The sequence below is a fragment of the Oryzomonas japonica genome (assembly GCF_008802365.1).
GTDB lineage: Bacteria > Desulfobacterota > Desulfuromonadia > Geobacterales > Pseudopelobacteraceae > Oryzomonas > Oryzomonas japonica.
On record NZ_VZQZ01000006.1, the window covers coordinates 50240 to 65960 of the forward strand.

Consider the following 15721-nt stretch of genomic DNA (forward strand, 5'->3'; position numbering starts at 1 on the left):
CCGAATCGGTTGGGTGAATATTTATATTGACATATTGATATATGAATACTATTTTGTGCATATACACAAAATAAAAGGAGGGTTAATTATGAAAATCTGTTTCCCCGTAGCGAGCGACGCGGGCCTGGAAAGCCCTGTCTATAACCATTTCGGCTCTGCACCGCTGTTTGTGGTGGTGGATACCGAGACCCGCACGGCAGAGGCGCTACAGAACAACGACCAGCAACATCAGCATGGGGCCTGCAGCCCCCTGAAGGCGCTGGGCACAGACCGGTTCGACGGCATCGTGGTAACCGGCATCGGCGGTGGGGCGCTGAACGGCCTGCATCGCATGGGGCTCAAGGTTTTTCAGGCTTACGAAGGGACTATCGGCGAAAATGTGGATCGGTTTGTACAGGGGGCGCTGTCGGAGTTTCTTCCTCAGCATACCTGCGGTGGGCACGGACAGAAGGGACACGGGCATGGGGGCAGCTGCTGCCATTAGGCAGAAGTCAGAACAAGCACAGGGAGCACACGGATAATGTCACCACGTACGAAAAAACCGCGTATTTGTACGTGCCCATTACGGGCGGAGTACGAACAGGTCTTCAAGCCTGCCGGCACCCCGTTGGGACAGTTGGAACAGGTCGTGTTGCACAACGATGAACTGGAGGCGCTCTACCTGTGCGACGGCGAGCGCCTTCAGCAGGAAGAGGCGGGCATGCGGATGGGAGTTTCCCGGGGAACCGTCCAGCGCTTGCTGGCTTCGGCCCGCGCCAAGGTTGTGCAGGCGCTGGTGGGCAACAAGGCGCTCTGTATCAAGTAACACCAAGCCGCACAGGACGAAGTCCCACACACAGAAAGTGCTGTCACAGGGGCCACGGGGCTGGTTAATGCGGCCTTGTGGCCCCTGTTGCTCTTTTCGGGTAATGCCGTCCCGTTACCCCCTGCCCGCCAGCTTGCTCTCCCACCTCCAGGCGTCGGCGATAATCGTCCGCAGATCATCATGCCGGGGCTGCCAACCGGTCAGCCGCCTGATCTTGTCGGCCTGGGCCACCAGTGAGGCCGGGTCGCCGGGACGGCGCTCCGCCTCTACCACCTTGAAATCCACCCCGCTGACCTCCTTTACTATCGCAAGCACTTCCCGCACGCTGCCCCCCCGGCCGTAGCCGACGTTCATGGCGGTGGGCTCGCCACCCTTTTCCAGGTACTGCAAGGCGCAGAGGTGGGCAGCCGCCAGATCTTCGATGTGGATGTAGTCGCGGATGCCGCTGCCGTCCGGGGTCGGGTAGTCGGTGCCGTAGATGGAGACGCTCTCCCGCAAACCCAGGGCGGCCTGACAGGCCACCTTGATCAGGTGGGTCGCCTCGGGGGTGCGTTGTCCCATGCGGGCCTGGGGGTCGGCGCCGGCCACGTTGAAGTAGCGCAGGGCCACGTACTGCATGCCGTGGGCGGCAGAGGTGTCCCGCAGCATCCATTCGCTCATCAGCTTCGAGGTGCCGTAGGGGTTGATGGGGGCCAGGGTGCTTTCCTCGGAGGCCGCCCCGCCGTCGGGGATGCCGTAGACCGCGGCGGTGCTGGAAAAGATGAAGCGCTGCACCTTGAACTTCGTGCACGTCTCCAAAAGTCCCAAGGTGTTGCGGGTGTTGTTGCCGTAGTACTTGAGCGGCTGGGAGACCGACTCCGGGGCCACGATGGAAGCGGCAAAGTGCAGGACCGTGGTGAAGCGGTGGCGCTCAAAGGCCGCCTCCAGGGTCTGGCGGTCGGCCAGGTCGCCCACGATCAGTTCTTCGCCGTGGAGCAGGGCGTCGCGGGACCCGGTGGAGAGGTTGTCGTAGACAACGACCTTGCGTCCCGCTTCGCTGAGTTGACGGACGACGTGGCTGCCGATATAGCCGCAGCCTCCGCTTACGAGAATGGTTTCCGACATTAGATGGCTCCTTACAGGTAGTTTTGGATACTCTTCAGCGCCCGTTGCTGGTGTTCGATGCTGTGGGCCTCGATGGTCCAGACGGCGCCGGGCGCGTAATGCTTCAGCAGGCCGAAGAACAGGTCGAAGTCGATCTCCCCCTCGCCCAGGGGGAGGTGCTCATCGGTCTGGCCGTGGTTGTCGTGGATGTGGCTTTCGCCGATGTACGGGCCGAGTTCGGCAAACCATTCCTCCATCCGCACGGTGGTGAACATGTTCCAGTGTCCCACGTCGAAGCAGTGCCGGAAGCAGGGGGCGTCGATGCTTTCAAGGAGCGCCCGCAGGGTGGAGGGCTCTCTTTCGAAGATGTTTTCTACGGCCAGGACCGTGTCCAGTTCCTTGGCGCAGGGGACGAATTCCCGCCAGAAGTCGATGCTGTTGTTCAGCCACACCAGCCGGTTCTCGCCGTAGTGCAGCTCGTCGAAACCGGGGTGCACCACGATCACCCGCGGCCGCAGCAGTTCCGCCGCCTTGAATACCTGCCTGATGCGCCGCCGGGTCGCTTCCCGGATGCTGGTGTCCAGGGCGCCGGGGTTCAAGTCCATGAAGGGGGAATGGATGGTGACGGCAAGCCCCGCCGAATGAAGGGTTTGGGCCTGGACGCCCAGCTCTTCCCAGACCATGCGGTCCAGGGCCTCGGCCGGCAGATAGATCTCGGGGTTGATGCGCCGCTCCACCAGATAGGCCAGGTTTTCGGAAAGCTGGGGGTAGGGGACGTGGGCGTGGATCTTATTTTTCATGGTCGCTGTGCTCTCTCCGGTGTTGTTTTATAACCTCATCCGTGGCAGGTCGCGCCACCAGGTCGTCGAGCTTGGTGATGGCGCCCGGCTCTCCCAGGATGATCAGGGTGTCGCCACCATCGATCTTGGCTTGGGAATGCGGATTGAAGACCATCTTGCCTTGGGCCTTTTTGATGCCGACGATGATGACGCCGATTTCCTTGCGGAATCCCGAACTGACCAGGGTCTCCCCCACAAAGGCGGAGTGGTGGGGGATGGTGATTTCCTCCATCTGCAGGTCCATATGTTCGCTGCCGGTAGCGATCTCGATGAAATCGACCACGTTGGGGCGCAACACCGACTGGGCCATCCTGCTGCCGCCGATGAGGTAGGGGGAAACCACCTTGTTGGCCCCGGCCCGTTTGAGCTTGATGTCCGACCCCTCCTCCCCGGAACGGGCCAGGATGTACAGGTCGGGATTGAGACCGCGGGCGGTCAGGGTTATGTAGACATTCTCCGTATCGGAGGTGACCACCGAGATGAGCCCCCTGGCCCGCTTTATCCCGGCCTTGAGCAGGCTCTCGTCCTGGGTGGCGTCGCCTCTCATGTGCAGGTAGCTTTCCTCCTTGATCTTCTCAAGGGTATCACCATCCTTTTCCACCACCACGAATTGAAGGCCATTGGCCTTGAACTCCTTGCAGATTAGCGAGCCGATCCGGCCGAAGCCGCAGATGATGTAATGGTCCTTGAGCGCTTCGATCTTCTTCTCCACTTTTTTCCTCCCGATGACCCGCTGAATCTGCCCTTCGAACATGATCTGGGCCAAGCTGCCGACGATGTAGCCCAAGACGCTCACCCCCACCACGATCAGGCACATGGTGAAGATCTTGCCGCCGTCGGACAGATCGTGTATCTCCCGGAACCCCACGGTACTCAGGGTGATGACCGTCATATAAAGGGCGTCGAGCGGTTGCCACTTTTCGATGGTCATAAAGCCGGTGGTGCCCGCCGATACCAAGAGCAGGAGCACCAGCACGGATATTTTCAGGTGCCTGACAGGGTCCATTCCATGAATCTCCTCAAGCGGGTTGTCGAAGACGATTTTCAGCAACCTGCCAAATTTTAAGAAGATTACCCGCAGAACCCGTAAAATTCAAGGATGATTATTCTTTTTCTCCCCATGCCAAGGGGGGCTCCTACGCCAATAAGTGGGTCAAAATCATTTTTTAGTGATGCCAAACATGCAAAAAACTGCAATACCGTAAGGTTACGGTTGACAAATGGTGCATACTGTATACAATACGTGAAAACTTTTTCGGAGTCAGGTCATCCATGAAAAAACCGATGGAAAAACACCTCACCCTACGGGAAAAGATACTGGAAAACATCCGCGACGCCATCATCTCCGGAGCTCTCAAGGCCGGTAGCCGGGTCTCGGAGCCGGATCTGGCCGAACGCTACGGCATCAGCCGGACCCCCATCCGTGAGGCCTTCCGCCAATTGGAGTCGGAAGGATACCTGACGGTAATCCCCCGCAGGGGGGCGGTGGTCAGCGACTTCAGCGAGAAGGACGTTGAAGAGTTCTACGCCATTAAGAGCATCCTGGAGGGGTATGCCGCCAGTCGGGCCTGCGAAAAGCTGACCCCCAAGGAGTTGGACCGGCTGCAATCTATCAATGACCGTCTGGCGGAACTGGCTGCGCATAACGATATCAAGGCCTTTTTCAAGATCCACAACGATTTTCACGACGTCTTCATCAAGGCCGCGGACAACGAAAAACTTCGCGAACTCATCAACAGCCTGGTGACCCGCTTTCAGCGGCTGCGTCTCATGTCGCTCTCCCTGCCCGGCCGCATGGAAAGCTCGGTGCAGGAACACGAAAAGATCATCGAAGCCTTCCGCAGCAAAGATGCTGAGGCCGCCGAGACGCTGGTGCGCAAGAATGCCGTGTACGGCGGCAAGGCGCTTATGGATTGCGGCATTGCGGTTCTTTCCCCGTCCGACACCATGCCGATGGACCTGTGACAAAGGGCGTTCCGGGCGGGCAGTGCCCGGACCCGGCGCAGATATTCTCCCGTGGCTGTGCCACCCCCGCAGTATCCCTTGTCTGTTATCCCCCGATTCCTTTTGCACTTTCCCCATTTGTATGATTTAATCAACACTGTTTCTCTGTAGTATATCCTGATTATATTCCAGTTTTATCCACAATCCCGTAGTACACCATGATCAAGGCCGCCACTGTGCAAAAAGAGACATTGAGGCATATACCGAAGGTTGACCGTGTCCTGTCATGGGACCTGATGGCGCCGCTCGCGGCTTCGCATCAGCGTCCGGAGCTGCTGGCAGCCATACGTTCGGTGCTGGACCGGTTGCGCTCTGCCGTTCGAAACGGCGATTCCGTCGATTTTTCCGAGGAACGAGTCGTCTCTCTGGTGGGGGCCGAGCTTGATCAGCGTTCCACGCCTAGCCTGCGGGAGGTCGTCAATGCCTCCGGCGTGGTGATTCATACCAATCTGGGGCGCTCGCCCTTGGCCGGCGCCGCTGAAGAGGCCATCCACCGGGCCTCCCGCGGCTATTCAAACCTTGAGTTCGATCTCGCCGCCGGCGAGCGGGGCACCCGCTATGTCCACGTGGAGGGACTGATCTGTGAGCTGACCGGTGCCGAGGCCGCCCTGGTGGTCAACAACAATGCCGCCGCGGTCATCCTGGCCCTATCTTCCCTGGCCCAGGGGCGGGACGTGATCGTCTCCCGTGGTGAGTTAGTGGAGATCGGCGGGTCGTTTCGCATTCCCGAGGTGATGCTCCAGAGCGGAGCCCATCTGGTAGAGGTCGGTGCGACCAACCGCACCCATCCCCGGGACTACCGTGCTGCGATCAACGATGCCACGGCACTGTTGCTCAAGGTGCATACCAGTAATTTTGCCGTGGTCGGCTTCACTGCCGAGGTTACGGTGGAGGAGATGTCGGCCCTGGGGCGCGAGACCGGGGTCCCGGTCATGGTGGATGCCGGCAGCGGTTGTCTGATCGACCTGGCCCCCTACGGCATTGCCGGGGAGTCGACCATACGCCGCTACCTGGCCGCAGGTGCCGATGTGGTGACCTTCAGCGGCGACAAGCTCTTGGGCGGTCCCCAGGCCGGGATCATCGCCGGGCGCCGGGACCTCGTGGCGCCCATGAAACGCCACCCCCTCCTGCGCGCCCTGCGCATGGACAAGCTTTCCCTGGCGGCACTGGAGGCCACGTTGCGGCTCTACCGCGACGAGCGGCGCGCAATCCGCGAGATCCCGACGCTGTCCATGCTGACGGCCACCCCGGCAGATCTGTCGCGGCGGGCCGACCGCATCCTCGGCATGCTGCGCCGCCGCCTCCCCAAAACGGTCACCCTGGCGAAACAACCGGGGGAGTCGAGCGCCGGCGGGGGATCGCTGCCCCTCCTCCGCCTGCCCACGAGCCTCATCGAGGTGCGCATTGCCGGAGCCTCCGTGCAGCAGATCGAACAGGGCCTCCGCCTGACATCGATCCCGGTCGTGGGTCGTATCCAGCGGGACCGGTTTCTGCTGGATGTGCGCACCATCCTCGACCACGACCTTCCCGGCCTGGCACTCGCGCTCGGCGAGGTGGCGGCCTCATTGTCAGGGGGAGACCAATGACAGCTTCCAGAACCTTTGCCGTGATCCCGGCCGCCGGCATGGGCAAGCGCATGGGCGCTTCCATCAACAAACAGTACCTGCAACTGGCGGGCATGCCGATCGTGGCCCGGACCCTCTCCGTATTTGAAAACGCCCCCTGTATCGACGGTATCCTCCTGGTGACTCCGGCCGACGAGATCCCCTACTGCCGCGAACATGTGGTTGATGCCTACGGGTTCCGCAAGGTTGTGGACATCGTGCCGGGCGGCAAGGAACGTCAGAACTCGGTCATGAACGGGTTGCGGGCGCTTCAGGGACGGGTGGGGGAACATGACGTCGTATTGATCCACGACGGGGTCAGGCCGCTCATCAGCCCTGAACTATTGCAGGAATCCATTGCTGTGGCCCGTACCTGCGACGGCGCCCTGGTGGCGGTTCCGGCCAAGGATACCATCAAAACCGTCCGGGACGGATTCGTCATCGCAACCCCGGACCGGGAAACCCTCTGGCAGGCCCAGACCCCCCAGGCGTTCCGTTTTGGCGTCATCTACGCAGCACATCTGGCGGCGGAACAGGAAGGATTTACGGGGACCGACGACGCTTCCCTGATTGAGAGGCGCGGCGGCGCGGTCCGCATTGTACGCGGGGACTATCGCAACATCAAGATTACGACGCCCGAAGATATTATTCTGGCCGAGGCGTTCCTGGCCGGTAACAGACAGAATGGAGCTCTCTGATGGCCGCACAGCAGCCTTCCGAAAAGATCCTGGTAGTGGACGGTCAGGCCGATATGGCGAAGCTTATCGTGCTGCAACTCCAGGAGGCCGGCTTCGCCGCTGCCTGGGCGGGGGACGGGGAAGCGGCCATCGGCATGCTGGACGGGGATGACTACTCCCTGGCGCTGCTGGATATCAGTCTTCCCAAGGCCAATGGAATCGAAGTAGTCGGCCATATCCGCGAATCGGGCAAGGATACGGCGGTCATCATGATGACCGCCCACGGCAACGAAAACCTGGCGGTGGAGTGCATGAAGGCCGGGTGCGTGGATTACCTCTCCAAGCCTTTCGCCATGGACGATATGCTCCAGCGGGTCATGCACGCCATGACCAACCGGCGCGTGTTGTTGCAAAAACAGCGCCTCGAACAGGAAAAGGACGATTTCGTCTCCATGCTCTCCCACGATATGAAAAACCCCCTGACCGCCGTGATCGGCTCCATCGACATCATACGCGAGGGGCGGCTGGGGACGGTGAACCAGGAGCAGACGGAGTATCTCCACGCGGCCATCGACAGTTGCAATGAAGTCATTGCCATGATCGACAACCTCCTTGACATCCATCGCTTCGAGGCGGGCCGCATGCAGATGAAGATCGCCGCGTACAGCGCCGTGGAAATCCTGCGGGGGGTTACGCGGCACTTCACGCGGATTGCCGAGCACGACGGCATCAGGCTGAGGGAACGGCTTTCCCACGAAACGCCCAGGATTGCCGTCGACAAAAACGCTTTCAACCGGGTTATCGCCAACCTGCTGGCAAACTCCGTCAAATTTACCCCCGAGGGTGGCGAGATCGTGGTGTCCTGCCGTTGCCTGAAAGGCGCGGAGGTCCCTTGGACGCGCCTGCCAAGCTATGTGACGGTACCCGATGGCTTTGCGGAGAAAGATTGTTTCGTGCAGGTGAGCATTCGCGACACCGGCAGCGGTATCCCGCCGGACGACCTGGGGCGCATCTTCGAACGGTATGTCCAGTCGCGCAGCGGCGTCGGCCGGGAGCGCGGCGGTGCCGGGCTGGGGCTGGCGTTCTGCAAGATGGCGGTGGAGAGTTGCGGGGGAATCATCTGGGTGGAAAGCGAGGCCGGGCTGGGGAGTATCTTCGTCATCCTGTTGCCCTGCTATTTAAACGGCACGGAGTGTACCGGAAAATGAACAAAAAGGAAGGTTTCATGAACTGTTTCAAGTATGTTCTGTTTGTGATCGCCGCCCTGGTGTTGTACGTAGGGACGGCGTCCGCCTCGGGTATAGATTTCGACAAGGCGATCGTCATCGGCTCCGGCCCCAAGAAGGTCGTTGAGTTCACAGATCCCGACTGCCCCTTCTGCCGCAAGGCGGCAAAGTTTTTTGCGGGGCGCGCGGACGTCACCCAGTATATCTTTTTCTGGCCTCTTCCCCGCCATCCCAAGGCGAAGGAAAAGGCCCAATTCATCCTCTCCCAGCATGACAAGGCCAAGGCCTATCATGACGTCATGTCGGGCAAATTGGACAGCCAACAGACTTTTGCCATTACGCCCGCGGGGATCAAACTGCAGGAGGAACAGTACGAGATTGCCAAGAAGAACAAGGTCTCCGCCACGCCCACCTTCATGCTGTTCGGCAGGATTATAGAAGGCTTCGATCAGAAGAAGATCGAGGAGGCGCTGGGCAGATAGATTCGGCACAGATTTCAGCAGCTAGATCAACGGGAGCAGGCTTACGAGCCAGCTCCCGTTTTTTTTGCGCCCGTTTGTCGTACCGAACAGCTGCCTGTAGGATTTTCTCCACAGGTTGTCGCATATTCGTTAGCGGCACAACCGGTGGCAAAGATGGGTGGTTAGGAAATAGTGTAGTCGTTAGTACGTGTTATGCTGATCGCTCCGGTTTGGCATGCTAATTGAGATATCCCATGACAACGGATCAAACTGATCACATTTTCAAGAAAAGGAGAACGACACAATGAAAAGGAATATTGTCATGGGGATTGCCATTGCGCTGGGGGTGCTTTCAATCGGCGTCGCGGGCGCTTCAGCCGCCACCACCACCTCCTGCTGCAATGAGGGTGCCTGCTTTGATAAACCGTCCGCGCAGCAGTATAAGCAGGAGACTGCTCCACTGTCCGATGCCGTGAGGATCAAGGAAATAGAGTTGTCCCAACTGCTTGGGTATGATTCCACGATCATTGAAGTGCGCCAGCTTGAAGCCGAGATTAAGGATCTTAAGGGGAGGATCGGGGCTGTGGCAAAAAAATACGATATCCAGGATTGTTGTCGAGGTTGAAGGGCGCATGACACGAGATGAGCCGGGAGACAGCCCCCGGCTCATCCGGTTCAAAACTCCGCAGGCATGGCCTTGACCTGTTTCGCCGTGAACACCGGGCCGTCCTTGCAGACATAGACGTTGCCCACGTTGCAGCGGCCGCATTTGCCCAAGCCGCACTTCATGCGGTTCTCCAGGGTGGTGTAGACCTGCTCGTCCGTGAAGCCCAGCCGTTCCAGCACCGGAAGGGTGAATTTGATCATGATCGGCGGGCCGCATACCAGGGCAATGGTGTTCTCTGCGCTGGGGGCCGTTTCCTCCAGGATGGTCGGCACGAAGCCTACCTTGCCGTCCCAATCCGGCTCGTTGCCCCCCGGATCGACGGTCTTCACCAGCCGCACGTCTGCCCGTTCTTGCCATTCCTGCAACTCCCGCTTGTAGACCAGGTCCGCCTCGGTACGGGCGCCGTAGACGATGGTGATGTCGCCGAACTTGTCGCGCCAGTCCAGGCAGTTCCAGATCAGGGTGCGCAACGGCGGCAGGGCGATGCCCCCCGCCACGAAAACCAGGTTCTTACCGAAGAACTCCTCGATGGGGAAGGAGTTGCCGTAGGGACCGCGCACCCCCACGGTGTCCCCCGGCTCCAGGCGCCGCAGGGCCTCGGTCACCCGGCCGACGGCGCGAAAACAGCATTCGATATAACCCGTGCGGGTCGGCGAGGAGGCGATGCAGAAGGTGGACTCGCCGGCGCCGAAGGCGGAATACTCGGCAAACTGTCCGGCCCGGAAAGCAAAATCGTCCCTGACCGTCTCATCCTGGAAAACCAGGCGCAGGGTGCGCACATCCGGCGTCTCGTCGATGACCTCGGCAACGGTGGCCAGGTGGGGGAGGTAGATGTTCTTGCTGTGATCACACATTCAGGAAACCTTTTTTGCCACGGAGGCTTGGAGAACGCCACAAACAAAAGCGTCTTGCATTTTGCTTTACGGTTTTCTCCGTGCCTCTGTGTCTCTGTGGCAGATTTATGATGTTTGTAGTTTGGCGGCCATCTCCGCAAATGCCTGGGCCTTGACTTTCAACTCCACGGGCCGGTTGTTGTCGCCGAAGCCGATGGTGATGACGCCCCCCACCAGTTGATGCTCCATCTCGGCGAACAGGACCGCCGCCGGGTCCACCAGCAGGTTGCCGGACTGGATGAAACCCCGCTCGTGGAGCGCCGTCACGAACGCCTCCTGCTCAACCTTGGACACCTTCTTGAAAAGCTGCTTCCTGACCGCCGGGCCGCCGAACCACACATCCATCATGCGGGTGGTGTCCGATACCAGGGGATTGTCCTCGGGGGTGGTCATCTGGGCGGCGATGACGTGCCGTATGTTGATGAATCGTTCCATGGAAACCTCATTTTTCCACAGAGACACAGGGGAAGGCAAAAGAGAGAAAAACAAAATCGATCCGGGTAAAGACAAAAGGCAGAATAAGGACTTTGAAGCTTTTTTGTTTTTCCCTCGTTTTTGTCCTTGACCTTCTCTGTGTCTCTGCGTCTCTGTGGCAGATTTATTTCTTGCTTATCTCGTTGACAATCGCAGCGATGTCGATCCCCACCGGGCAGAAGCGGATGCACCTGCCGCAGCCGGTGCAGAGCGTCTGGCCGAACTTGTCGTCGTAGTATTTGAACTTGTGCATGATGCGGTTGCGGTAGCGCTTGGGCTGGAGGTCGCGCGGGTTATGGCCCGAGGCGTGGTGGGTGAATTTCCAGAAACCGCAGGCGTCCCAGCTCTTGCGGCGCTTGCCCGCCTTCTCGGTCCCCTCGTCCACGATGTCGAAGCAGTGGCAGGCCGGGCAGAGGAAGGCGCAGGCCCCGCAGCCGACGCAGCGCACGGCGATGCTGTCCCAGGCCGGGTCTTCGAAATGGTCGTCCAGCCAGGCCTTGACCTTTTTCAGGTCGAACTTCTCCGTCTGCGGTTCGGCCAGGGGAAGCGCCGGTGTGCCGTTCGGTTCGGCGAACAGTTCCCCGTGGTTGTTGACTAACGCCTCACCTTTGTCGGTGAAGGTCTCGCAGGCGTAGCCGCCCCCCTCCACCGGGGTCAGGAACAGGTCGCTCCCCTTGGGATCGGCCGGGGAAAGCCCAACGGCGGTGCAAAAACAGGCGTCGTCCGCTTGCGTACAGGCCAGGCCGACGATGGTGGTTTTCCTGCGGCGTTCCAGGAAAAACTCGTCCTTGTAGTCCCAGGAGAATACGGCGTCCAAAACCGGGATCGCGGCGGCGTCGCAGGGGCGCACCCCTACCAGGATCGTCTCCGGGAAGTTTGCGGGGCTTACATCCCTCAGCGTGACCTGCTGCCCCTCCTTGTCGTAGGACATGATGTCCTCGCAGACCGGGAAAAAGGTCTCCTTGGCCGAACGGCGGGGCAACTGGTCGAGCACGATCCCGGCGGAGTCCGCCAGCGGACCGTACAGGGGCGTCCCGGCATCCATGCGCGGCGCAATGACCCGCTTGCCGTCGGCAATCAAATGATCGAGGAGTGCCTTCAGGTTGTTTTCCGAGATGTACTTGTGCATGTAAAACCTTTTTCACCGCAGGTAAATCCGCAGTTATTTTATAAAACTCTGGTCATCCTTCTCGTCGTACATCGCCAACGGCCCCTTTTCCCGCACCTCGAACCCGGCCTCGTAGTCGTACAGTTCTTTCAACTCCTTGGCCATCTTGCGGTTCAACAGGTTGAGCGGGATGTCCATGGGGCAGACTCGTTCGCACTCGGCGCAACCGGCGCAGCGGCCGGCCAGGTGCATGGCCCGGACGATGTGCCAGGCCGTGTTGCCGGCCGGGCGGGGGGTGGTCTCCACCATCTGTGGCTTGTTGCGGTCGCACAGACACTGCTCGCAAAAGCAGAACGGGCAGACCTGGCGGCAGGCGTAGCACTTGATGCACTTTTTGAACTGTTCTTTCCAGTAGGCCCAGCGCTCGGCCGGAGTCATGGCCTCCAGGCGGGCGATCTCGGCGCTGTATTTCCCCGCCAACTCGAGGGTGACTGGCCGCTGATCCGGCACGAAGTCGCATCCCTGCGGTAGGTGGTTATCGCATTCGCGGCACTTGGGGGCGATGGTGTCGCCGGTCAGTTCCCGGGCAGGCTGGGCCGTGGAGGCCAGCACCCCGGCGCAGGGAACGCCGATCAGGTACAACTCCTCCCGCTTCAGTTGCGATTCCCCCAACAGCCCCACCAGCGCCTTCAGGTCGCACCCCTTGACCACGATGCCGATCTTCCCGCCCTTGGGAATCTCCTTCTTGGCCTTGGTCAGATAGACGGCCAGATTGTTGACGCAGGCGGCGGAGAAGATCAGTTTGCCGGCATCGTCGGCCTGAGTAATGACCACCGGCTGGGCAGAACCTTTGCGCCGGGCGGCGGTGTAGCCGACCACGGCAATAACGCTGCGTTCCGACAGAATACGTCGCGCCTCGTCCTGTATGGCCTCGGTGATGGCGGTGTAGATGGATGTGTCGATGCTGTTTGTCATATGAAACCCTTAAAACCTTAAAATCTGCCACAGAGACACAGAGGCACAGAGGAAAAACAAAGAGAAGAAACCAATCATCATTTGGGTAAAGCCAAAAACTATAAGCAGTTGCGGGGTATAATTCTTCAAAGCCTTTTGTTTTTCCCTCTGGACTCTCGTTTTTGAATTTCTCTGTGTCTCTGTGGCAGATGTTGATTTTAAATAGAATTATACGCTTCCCTCAACTCCGGTGTGTCGATAGCCCCGGACCACTGTTCCTCCAGGGCCAGTTCCCTGAACTCCTGCATCGGCCCCATGCCCCTGACCCGCTCGGTCAGGTCGGTGACCATCTCCACCCATTTGCCCCCCTCAGCGGCCGAGACCCAGGAGAATTGCAGGCGGCCCAGATCAACCCCCACGAACTCCAACAGCTTCCGGAAAGCCGCGAACCTGCGGCGGGCGTGGAAGTTGCCGGCAATGTAGTGGCAGTCGCCGGGATGGCAGCCGGACACCAGCACGCCATCGGCCCCCTGCTGGAAGGCCTTGAGGATGAAGACCGGGTCGATGCGCCCGGTGCAGGGGAACTTGAGCACCCGTACGTTGGCCGGGTACTGCATGCGGCTGGTGCCGGCCAGGTCGGCCCCGGCATAGGTGCACCAGGTGCAGACAAAGGCGATGATCTTCGGTTCGAAGTTGTGCTTTTCGGTATGGTGCATTTTTGATCCTTAAACCGTTTTGCCACAGAGACACAGAGACACAGAGGAAAACAAAAAAGAGAAAAACCAATGTTTTTGGGTAAAGCCAAAGGCTAAAGCAGAATGGGGGAATAACTCTTTAAAGTTTTTTGTTTTTCCCCACGCTTTGTCTTTGCCGTTCTCCGTGTCTCTGTGTCTCTGTGGCAGATTTTTTCTTACAAAGACTCGATCATCGCCACGATCTGCTCATCGGTATACCCATCCAACTCCACGCTCTTGGACGGGCAGGTCGCTTGGCAGGTGCCGCAGCCGCCGCAGACGCCGGGGTTGACGTAGGCCACCACCTTGATCAGGTTGCCCTGGCGGTCGCGGATCTCCTTCTCCTCCACCGCGCCGTAGGGGCAGACCTTCCGGCAGTAGAAACATCCCACACAGCCGGCCTCCCTGACCTTGGCCACGATCGGCTCCCGCTCCAGCTTGTCCTTGGCAAAGAGGGTCATGACCTTGGCTGCGGCGGCCGAGGCCTGGCTGACGGTGTCGGGGATATCCTTGGGCCCCTGGCAGGCGCCGGCCAGGTAGATGCCGGCCGTGGCGCATTCCACCGGGCGCAGCTTGGCGTGAGCCTCGGAATAGAAATGGTACTTGTCGTAGGAGATGCCCAGTTTCTGGGCCAGGGTATCGGCTCCCTTCTGGGGTTGTACGGCCGTGGCCAGCACCACCATGTCGGCCTCGATCTCCACCTGCACCCCCACGGCGATGTCGCTCCCCATGACCACGATCTTGTCACCCTTCTGATAGAGGCGGGAGACCATGCCCCTGATGTAGACCGCCTCTTCCTCCTCGATGGAGCGGCGCCAGAATTCGTCGTAGCTCTTGCCCGGCGTGCGGGCGTCCATGAAGAAGACATAGGCCTGGCCATCATGCACCTTGTGGTGGTAGAGCATGGTGTGCTTGGCGGTGTACATGCAGCAGATCTTGGAACAGTAGGAGATGCCCTTTTCCCGGGCCCGGGAGCCGACGCACTGGATGAAGACGATCTGCTTCGGTTCCCTGCCGTCGGAGGGGCGGAGGATCTTGCCGCCCGTGGGGCCGGAGGCGGAGGCCAGACGCTCGAAGGTCATGCCGTCGATCACGTCCGGGATCTTGCCGTGGCCGAACTCCCCGTACCCCTTGATGGGGGAGCCCTTGGGCTTCTCCTCGATGGAGTAGAGGTCGAAGCCGGTGGCAACCACGATGGCGCCGACCGGTTCCACGATCAACTGGTCTTCCTGCTCGTAATCCACGGCGCCCGGGCCGCATACCTTCTGGCAGACCCCGCATTTGCCGGTTTTGAACTTGGTGCAGTTCTCCCGGTCGATGACCGGCGTGTTGGGCACCGCCTGGGGGAACGGCACATAGATGGCCGGGCGCATGCCCAGGTTCCGGTCGAAGGTGTTGGGAATCTTCTTCTGGGGGCACTTGGTCATGCAGACCCCGCAGCCGGTGCACTTGTCCTCGTCCACCGAACGGGCCTTCTTGCGCACCGTGACCTGGAAGTTGCCGATGTACCCTTCCACATGCTCGATCTCGGCATAGGTGTAGAGCTTGATCTTGGGGTGATTGGCCACGTCCACCATCTTGGGGGTCATGATGCACTGGGAGCAGTCCAGGGTCGGGAAGGTCTCGGAGAGTTGGGCCATGTGCCCGCCGATGGAGGGCTCCCGCTCCACCAGCACCACCTCGTGGCCGCAGTCTGCGATGTCCAGGGCGGCCTGGATGCCGGCGATGCCGCCGCCGATGACCAGGGACCTCTTGGTGACCGGCACGGTGATGGTGGGGAGCACGCGGTTCTTCTTGACCCGCTCCACCATCATCCCCACGATCTCGATGGCCTTTTGGGTGGCCTCTTCCCGGTCCTCGTGGACCCAGGAACAGTGCTCGCGGATGTTGGCCATCTCGCACAGGAAGGGGTTCAGCCCGGCCGACTCCACCGCCTTGCGAAAGGTCTTCTCGTGCATGCGGGGCGAGCAGGCCGCCACCACCACGTGGGAGAGCCGCTGCTCCTGGATGGCCTTTTTCAAAAGCCCCTGACCGGGGTCGGAACACATGTATTTGTAATCGGTGGAGAAGGCTACGCCGGGCAGGGTGCCGACCTGGGCCGCGACCCGCTCCACATCGACCGTCCGGGAGATGTTTTCACCACAGTGGCAGATAAATACGCCTATTCTGGACATCTACGATTCCTTTTTACC

Annotated in this window: 17 protein-coding genes; 8 read left to right on the top strand and 9 right to left on the bottom strand. The window is 60.1% G+C overall.

All coding sequences use genetic code 11. The features are described 5' to 3' along the window. Window positions 1-88 precede the first annotated feature (88 nt). Together F6V25_RS10520 and F6V25_RS10525 are read left to right on the top strand one after the other, a co-directional pair. Window positions 89-484, top strand: coding sequence for a NifB/NifX family molybdenum-iron cluster-binding protein (locus tag F6V25_RS10520; protein WP_151128538.1), 396 nt, complete (start codon window positions 89-91; stop codon window positions 482-484). A 36-nt stretch (window positions 485-520) separates the two neighbouring features. Beyond that, window positions 521-805 (top strand): DUF134 domain-containing protein, encoded by a 285-nt coding sequence (locus tag F6V25_RS10525; protein WP_151128539.1) that lies wholly within the window; start codon window positions 521-523, stop codon window positions 803-805. A 114-nt stretch (window positions 806-919) separates the two neighbouring features. Here the strand turns inward: F6V25_RS10525 and galE are convergent, their stop codons facing one another. From galE to F6V25_RS10540, 3 genes are read right to left on the bottom strand one after another with little or no spacing between them, the layout of a single operon-like run. Continuing rightward, window positions 920-1909: a UDP-glucose 4-epimerase GalE gene (galE, locus tag F6V25_RS10530; RefSeq protein ID WP_151128540.1), complete on the bottom strand. Its 990-nt coding sequence runs from the start codon at window positions 1907-1909 to the stop codon at window positions 920-922. A gap of 11 nt (window positions 1910-1920) precedes the next feature. After that, entirely contained in the window at window positions 1921-2688 is a 768-nt protein-coding gene (locus F6V25_RS10535) for a sugar phosphate isomerase/epimerase family protein (RefSeq protein WP_151128541.1), read from the bottom strand. Next, a complete protein-coding gene (locus F6V25_RS10540) occupies window positions 2678-3733 on the bottom strand; it encodes a potassium channel family protein (RefSeq protein WP_151128542.1) in 1056 nt (351 codons plus the stop codon). The genes F6V25_RS10535 and F6V25_RS10540 overlap by 11 nt, the downstream gene beginning before the upstream one ends. A gap of 266 nt (window positions 3734-3999) precedes the next feature. Here F6V25_RS10540 and F6V25_RS10545 point away from each other — a divergent pair, with 266 nt between their 5' ends. From F6V25_RS10545 to F6V25_RS10570, 6 genes are all read left to right on the top strand, one after another. Then, window positions 4000-4692 carry a GntR family transcriptional regulator gene (locus F6V25_RS10545; RefSeq protein ID WP_151128543.1) on the top strand — a complete coding sequence of 231 codons (693 nt, stop codon included), beginning with the start codon at window positions 4000-4002 and terminating at the stop codon, window positions 4690-4692. Between the two features lie 197 nt (window positions 4693-4889). Continuing rightward, window positions 4890-6317, top strand: a complete 1428-nt coding sequence (gene selA / locus F6V25_RS10550; RefSeq protein ID WP_151128544.1) for an L-seryl-tRNA(Sec) selenium transferase — start codon at window positions 4890-4892, stop codon at window positions 6315-6317. Next, window positions 6314-7033 carry a 2-C-methyl-D-erythritol 4-phosphate cytidylyltransferase gene (gene ispD / locus F6V25_RS10555; protein WP_151128545.1) on the top strand — a complete coding sequence of 240 codons (720 nt, stop codon included), beginning with the start codon at window positions 6314-6316 and terminating at the stop codon, window positions 7031-7033. Before selA ends, ispD begins: the two co-directional genes overlap by 4 nt. Beyond that, window positions 7033-8220 carry a hybrid sensor histidine kinase/response regulator gene (locus F6V25_RS10560; protein WP_151128546.1) on the top strand — a complete coding sequence of 396 codons (1188 nt, stop codon included), beginning with the start codon at window positions 7033-7035 and terminating at the stop codon, window positions 8218-8220. Before ispD ends, F6V25_RS10560 begins: the two co-directional genes overlap by 1 nt. Window positions 8221-8237: 17 nt before the next feature. Next, window positions 8238-8720 (top strand): thioredoxin fold domain-containing protein, encoded by a 483-nt coding sequence (locus F6V25_RS10565; protein WP_151128547.1) that lies wholly within the window; start codon window positions 8238-8240, stop codon window positions 8718-8720. Between the two features lie 283 nt (window positions 8721-9003). Continuing rightward, complete coding sequence (locus F6V25_RS10570) at window positions 9004-9324, top strand: hypothetical protein (protein WP_151128548.1); 321 nt, start codon at window positions 9004-9006, stop codon at window positions 9322-9324. 50 nt (window positions 9325-9374) lie between these two features. Here the strand turns inward: F6V25_RS10570 and F6V25_RS10575 are convergent, their stop codons facing one another. The 6 genes from F6V25_RS10575 to F6V25_RS10600 form a co-directional block, all read right to left on the bottom strand. Continuing rightward, window positions 9375-10220 (bottom strand): FAD/NAD(P)-binding protein, encoded by an 846-nt coding sequence (locus F6V25_RS10575; RefSeq protein WP_151128549.1) that lies wholly within the window; start codon window positions 10218-10220, stop codon window positions 9375-9377. Between the two features lie 105 nt (window positions 10221-10325). Continuing rightward, a complete protein-coding gene (locus F6V25_RS10580; RefSeq protein ID WP_151128550.1) occupies window positions 10326-10694 on the bottom strand; it encodes a hypothetical protein in 369 nt (122 codons plus the stop codon). 163 nt (window positions 10695-10857) lie between these two features. Then, window positions 10858-11862, bottom strand: coding sequence for a 4Fe-4S dicluster domain-containing protein (locus F6V25_RS10585; RefSeq protein ID WP_151128551.1), 1005 nt, complete (start codon window positions 11860-11862; stop codon window positions 10858-10860). Between the two features lie 33 nt (window positions 11863-11895). Further along, the gene (locus F6V25_RS10590) at window positions 11896-12816 is read right to left on the bottom strand and encodes a ferredoxin family protein (RefSeq protein ID WP_151128552.1); all 921 of its coding nucleotides are present in this window, start codon (window positions 12814-12816) and stop codon (window positions 11896-11898) included. Window positions 12817-13013: 197 nt separating this feature from the next. Beyond that, entirely contained in the window at window positions 13014-13511 is a 498-nt protein-coding gene (locus F6V25_RS10595) for a hydrogenase iron-sulfur subunit (RefSeq protein WP_151128553.1), read from the bottom strand. Between the two features lie 194 nt (window positions 13512-13705). After that, window positions 13706-15703, bottom strand: coding sequence for a CoB--CoM heterodisulfide reductase iron-sulfur subunit A family protein (locus F6V25_RS10600; RefSeq protein ID WP_151128554.1), 1998 nt, complete (start codon window positions 15701-15703; stop codon window positions 13706-13708). Window positions 15704-15721: the final 18 nt, after the last annotated feature.

What these genes read in the sequence shown, in the direction of transcription:
- F6V25_RS10545 (WP_151128543.1), top strand. Translation starts at nt 4,000, where the DNA reads ATGAAAAAACCGATGGAAAAACACCTCACCCTACGGGAAAAGATACTG.
- F6V25_RS10595 (WP_151128553.1), bottom strand. Translation starts at nt 13,511, where the DNA reads ATGCACCATACCGAAAAGCACAACTTCGAACCGAAGATCATCGCCTTT.
- F6V25_RS10600 (WP_151128554.1), bottom strand. Translation starts at nt 15,703, where the DNA reads ATGTCCAGAATAGGCGTATTTATCTGCCACTGTGGTGAAAACATCTCC.
- F6V25_RS10580 (WP_151128550.1), bottom strand. Translation starts at nt 10,694, where the DNA reads ATGGAACGATTCATCAACATACGGCACGTCATCGCCGCCCAGATGACC.
- selA (WP_151128544.1), top strand. Translation starts at nt 4,890, where the DNA reads ATGATCAAGGCCGCCACTGTGCAAAAAGAGACATTGAGGCATATACCG.
- F6V25_RS10590 (WP_151128552.1), bottom strand. Translation starts at nt 12,816, where the DNA reads ATGACAAACAGCATCGACACATCCATCTACACCGCCATCACCGAGGCC.
- F6V25_RS10520 (WP_151128538.1), top strand. Translation starts at nt 89, where the DNA reads ATGAAAATCTGTTTCCCCGTAGCGAGCGACGCGGGCCTGGAAAGCCCT.
- F6V25_RS10570 (WP_151128548.1), top strand. Translation starts at nt 9,004, where the DNA reads ATGAAAAGGAATATTGTCATGGGGATTGCCATTGCGCTGGGGGTGCTT.
- F6V25_RS10565 (WP_151128547.1), top strand. Translation starts at nt 8,238, where the DNA reads ATGAACTGTTTCAAGTATGTTCTGTTTGTGATCGCCGCCCTGGTGTTG.
- F6V25_RS10575 (WP_151128549.1), bottom strand. Translation starts at nt 10,220, where the DNA reads ATGTGTGATCACAGCAAGAACATCTACCTCCCCCACCTGGCCACCGTT.
- F6V25_RS10525 (WP_151128539.1), top strand. Translation starts at nt 521, where the DNA reads ATGTCACCACGTACGAAAAAACCGCGTATTTGTACGTGCCCATTACGG.
- ispD (WP_151128545.1), top strand. Translation starts at nt 6,314, where the DNA reads ATGACAGCTTCCAGAACCTTTGCCGTGATCCCGGCCGCCGGCATGGGC.
- galE (WP_151128540.1), bottom strand. Translation starts at nt 1,909, where the DNA reads ATGTCGGAAACCATTCTCGTAAGCGGAGGCTGCGGCTATATCGGCAGC.
- F6V25_RS10585 (WP_151128551.1), bottom strand. Translation starts at nt 11,862, where the DNA reads ATGCACAAGTACATCTCGGAAAACAACCTGAAGGCACTCCTCGATCAT.
- F6V25_RS10560 (WP_151128546.1), top strand. Translation starts at nt 7,033, where the DNA reads ATGGCCGCACAGCAGCCTTCCGAAAAGATCCTGGTAGTGGACGGTCAG.
- F6V25_RS10540 (WP_151128542.1), bottom strand. Translation starts at nt 3,733, where the DNA reads ATGGACCCTGTCAGGCACCTGAAAATATCCGTGCTGGTGCTCCTGCTC.
- F6V25_RS10535 (WP_151128541.1), bottom strand. Translation starts at nt 2,688, where the DNA reads ATGAAAAATAAGATCCACGCCCACGTCCCCTACCCCCAGCTTTCCGAA.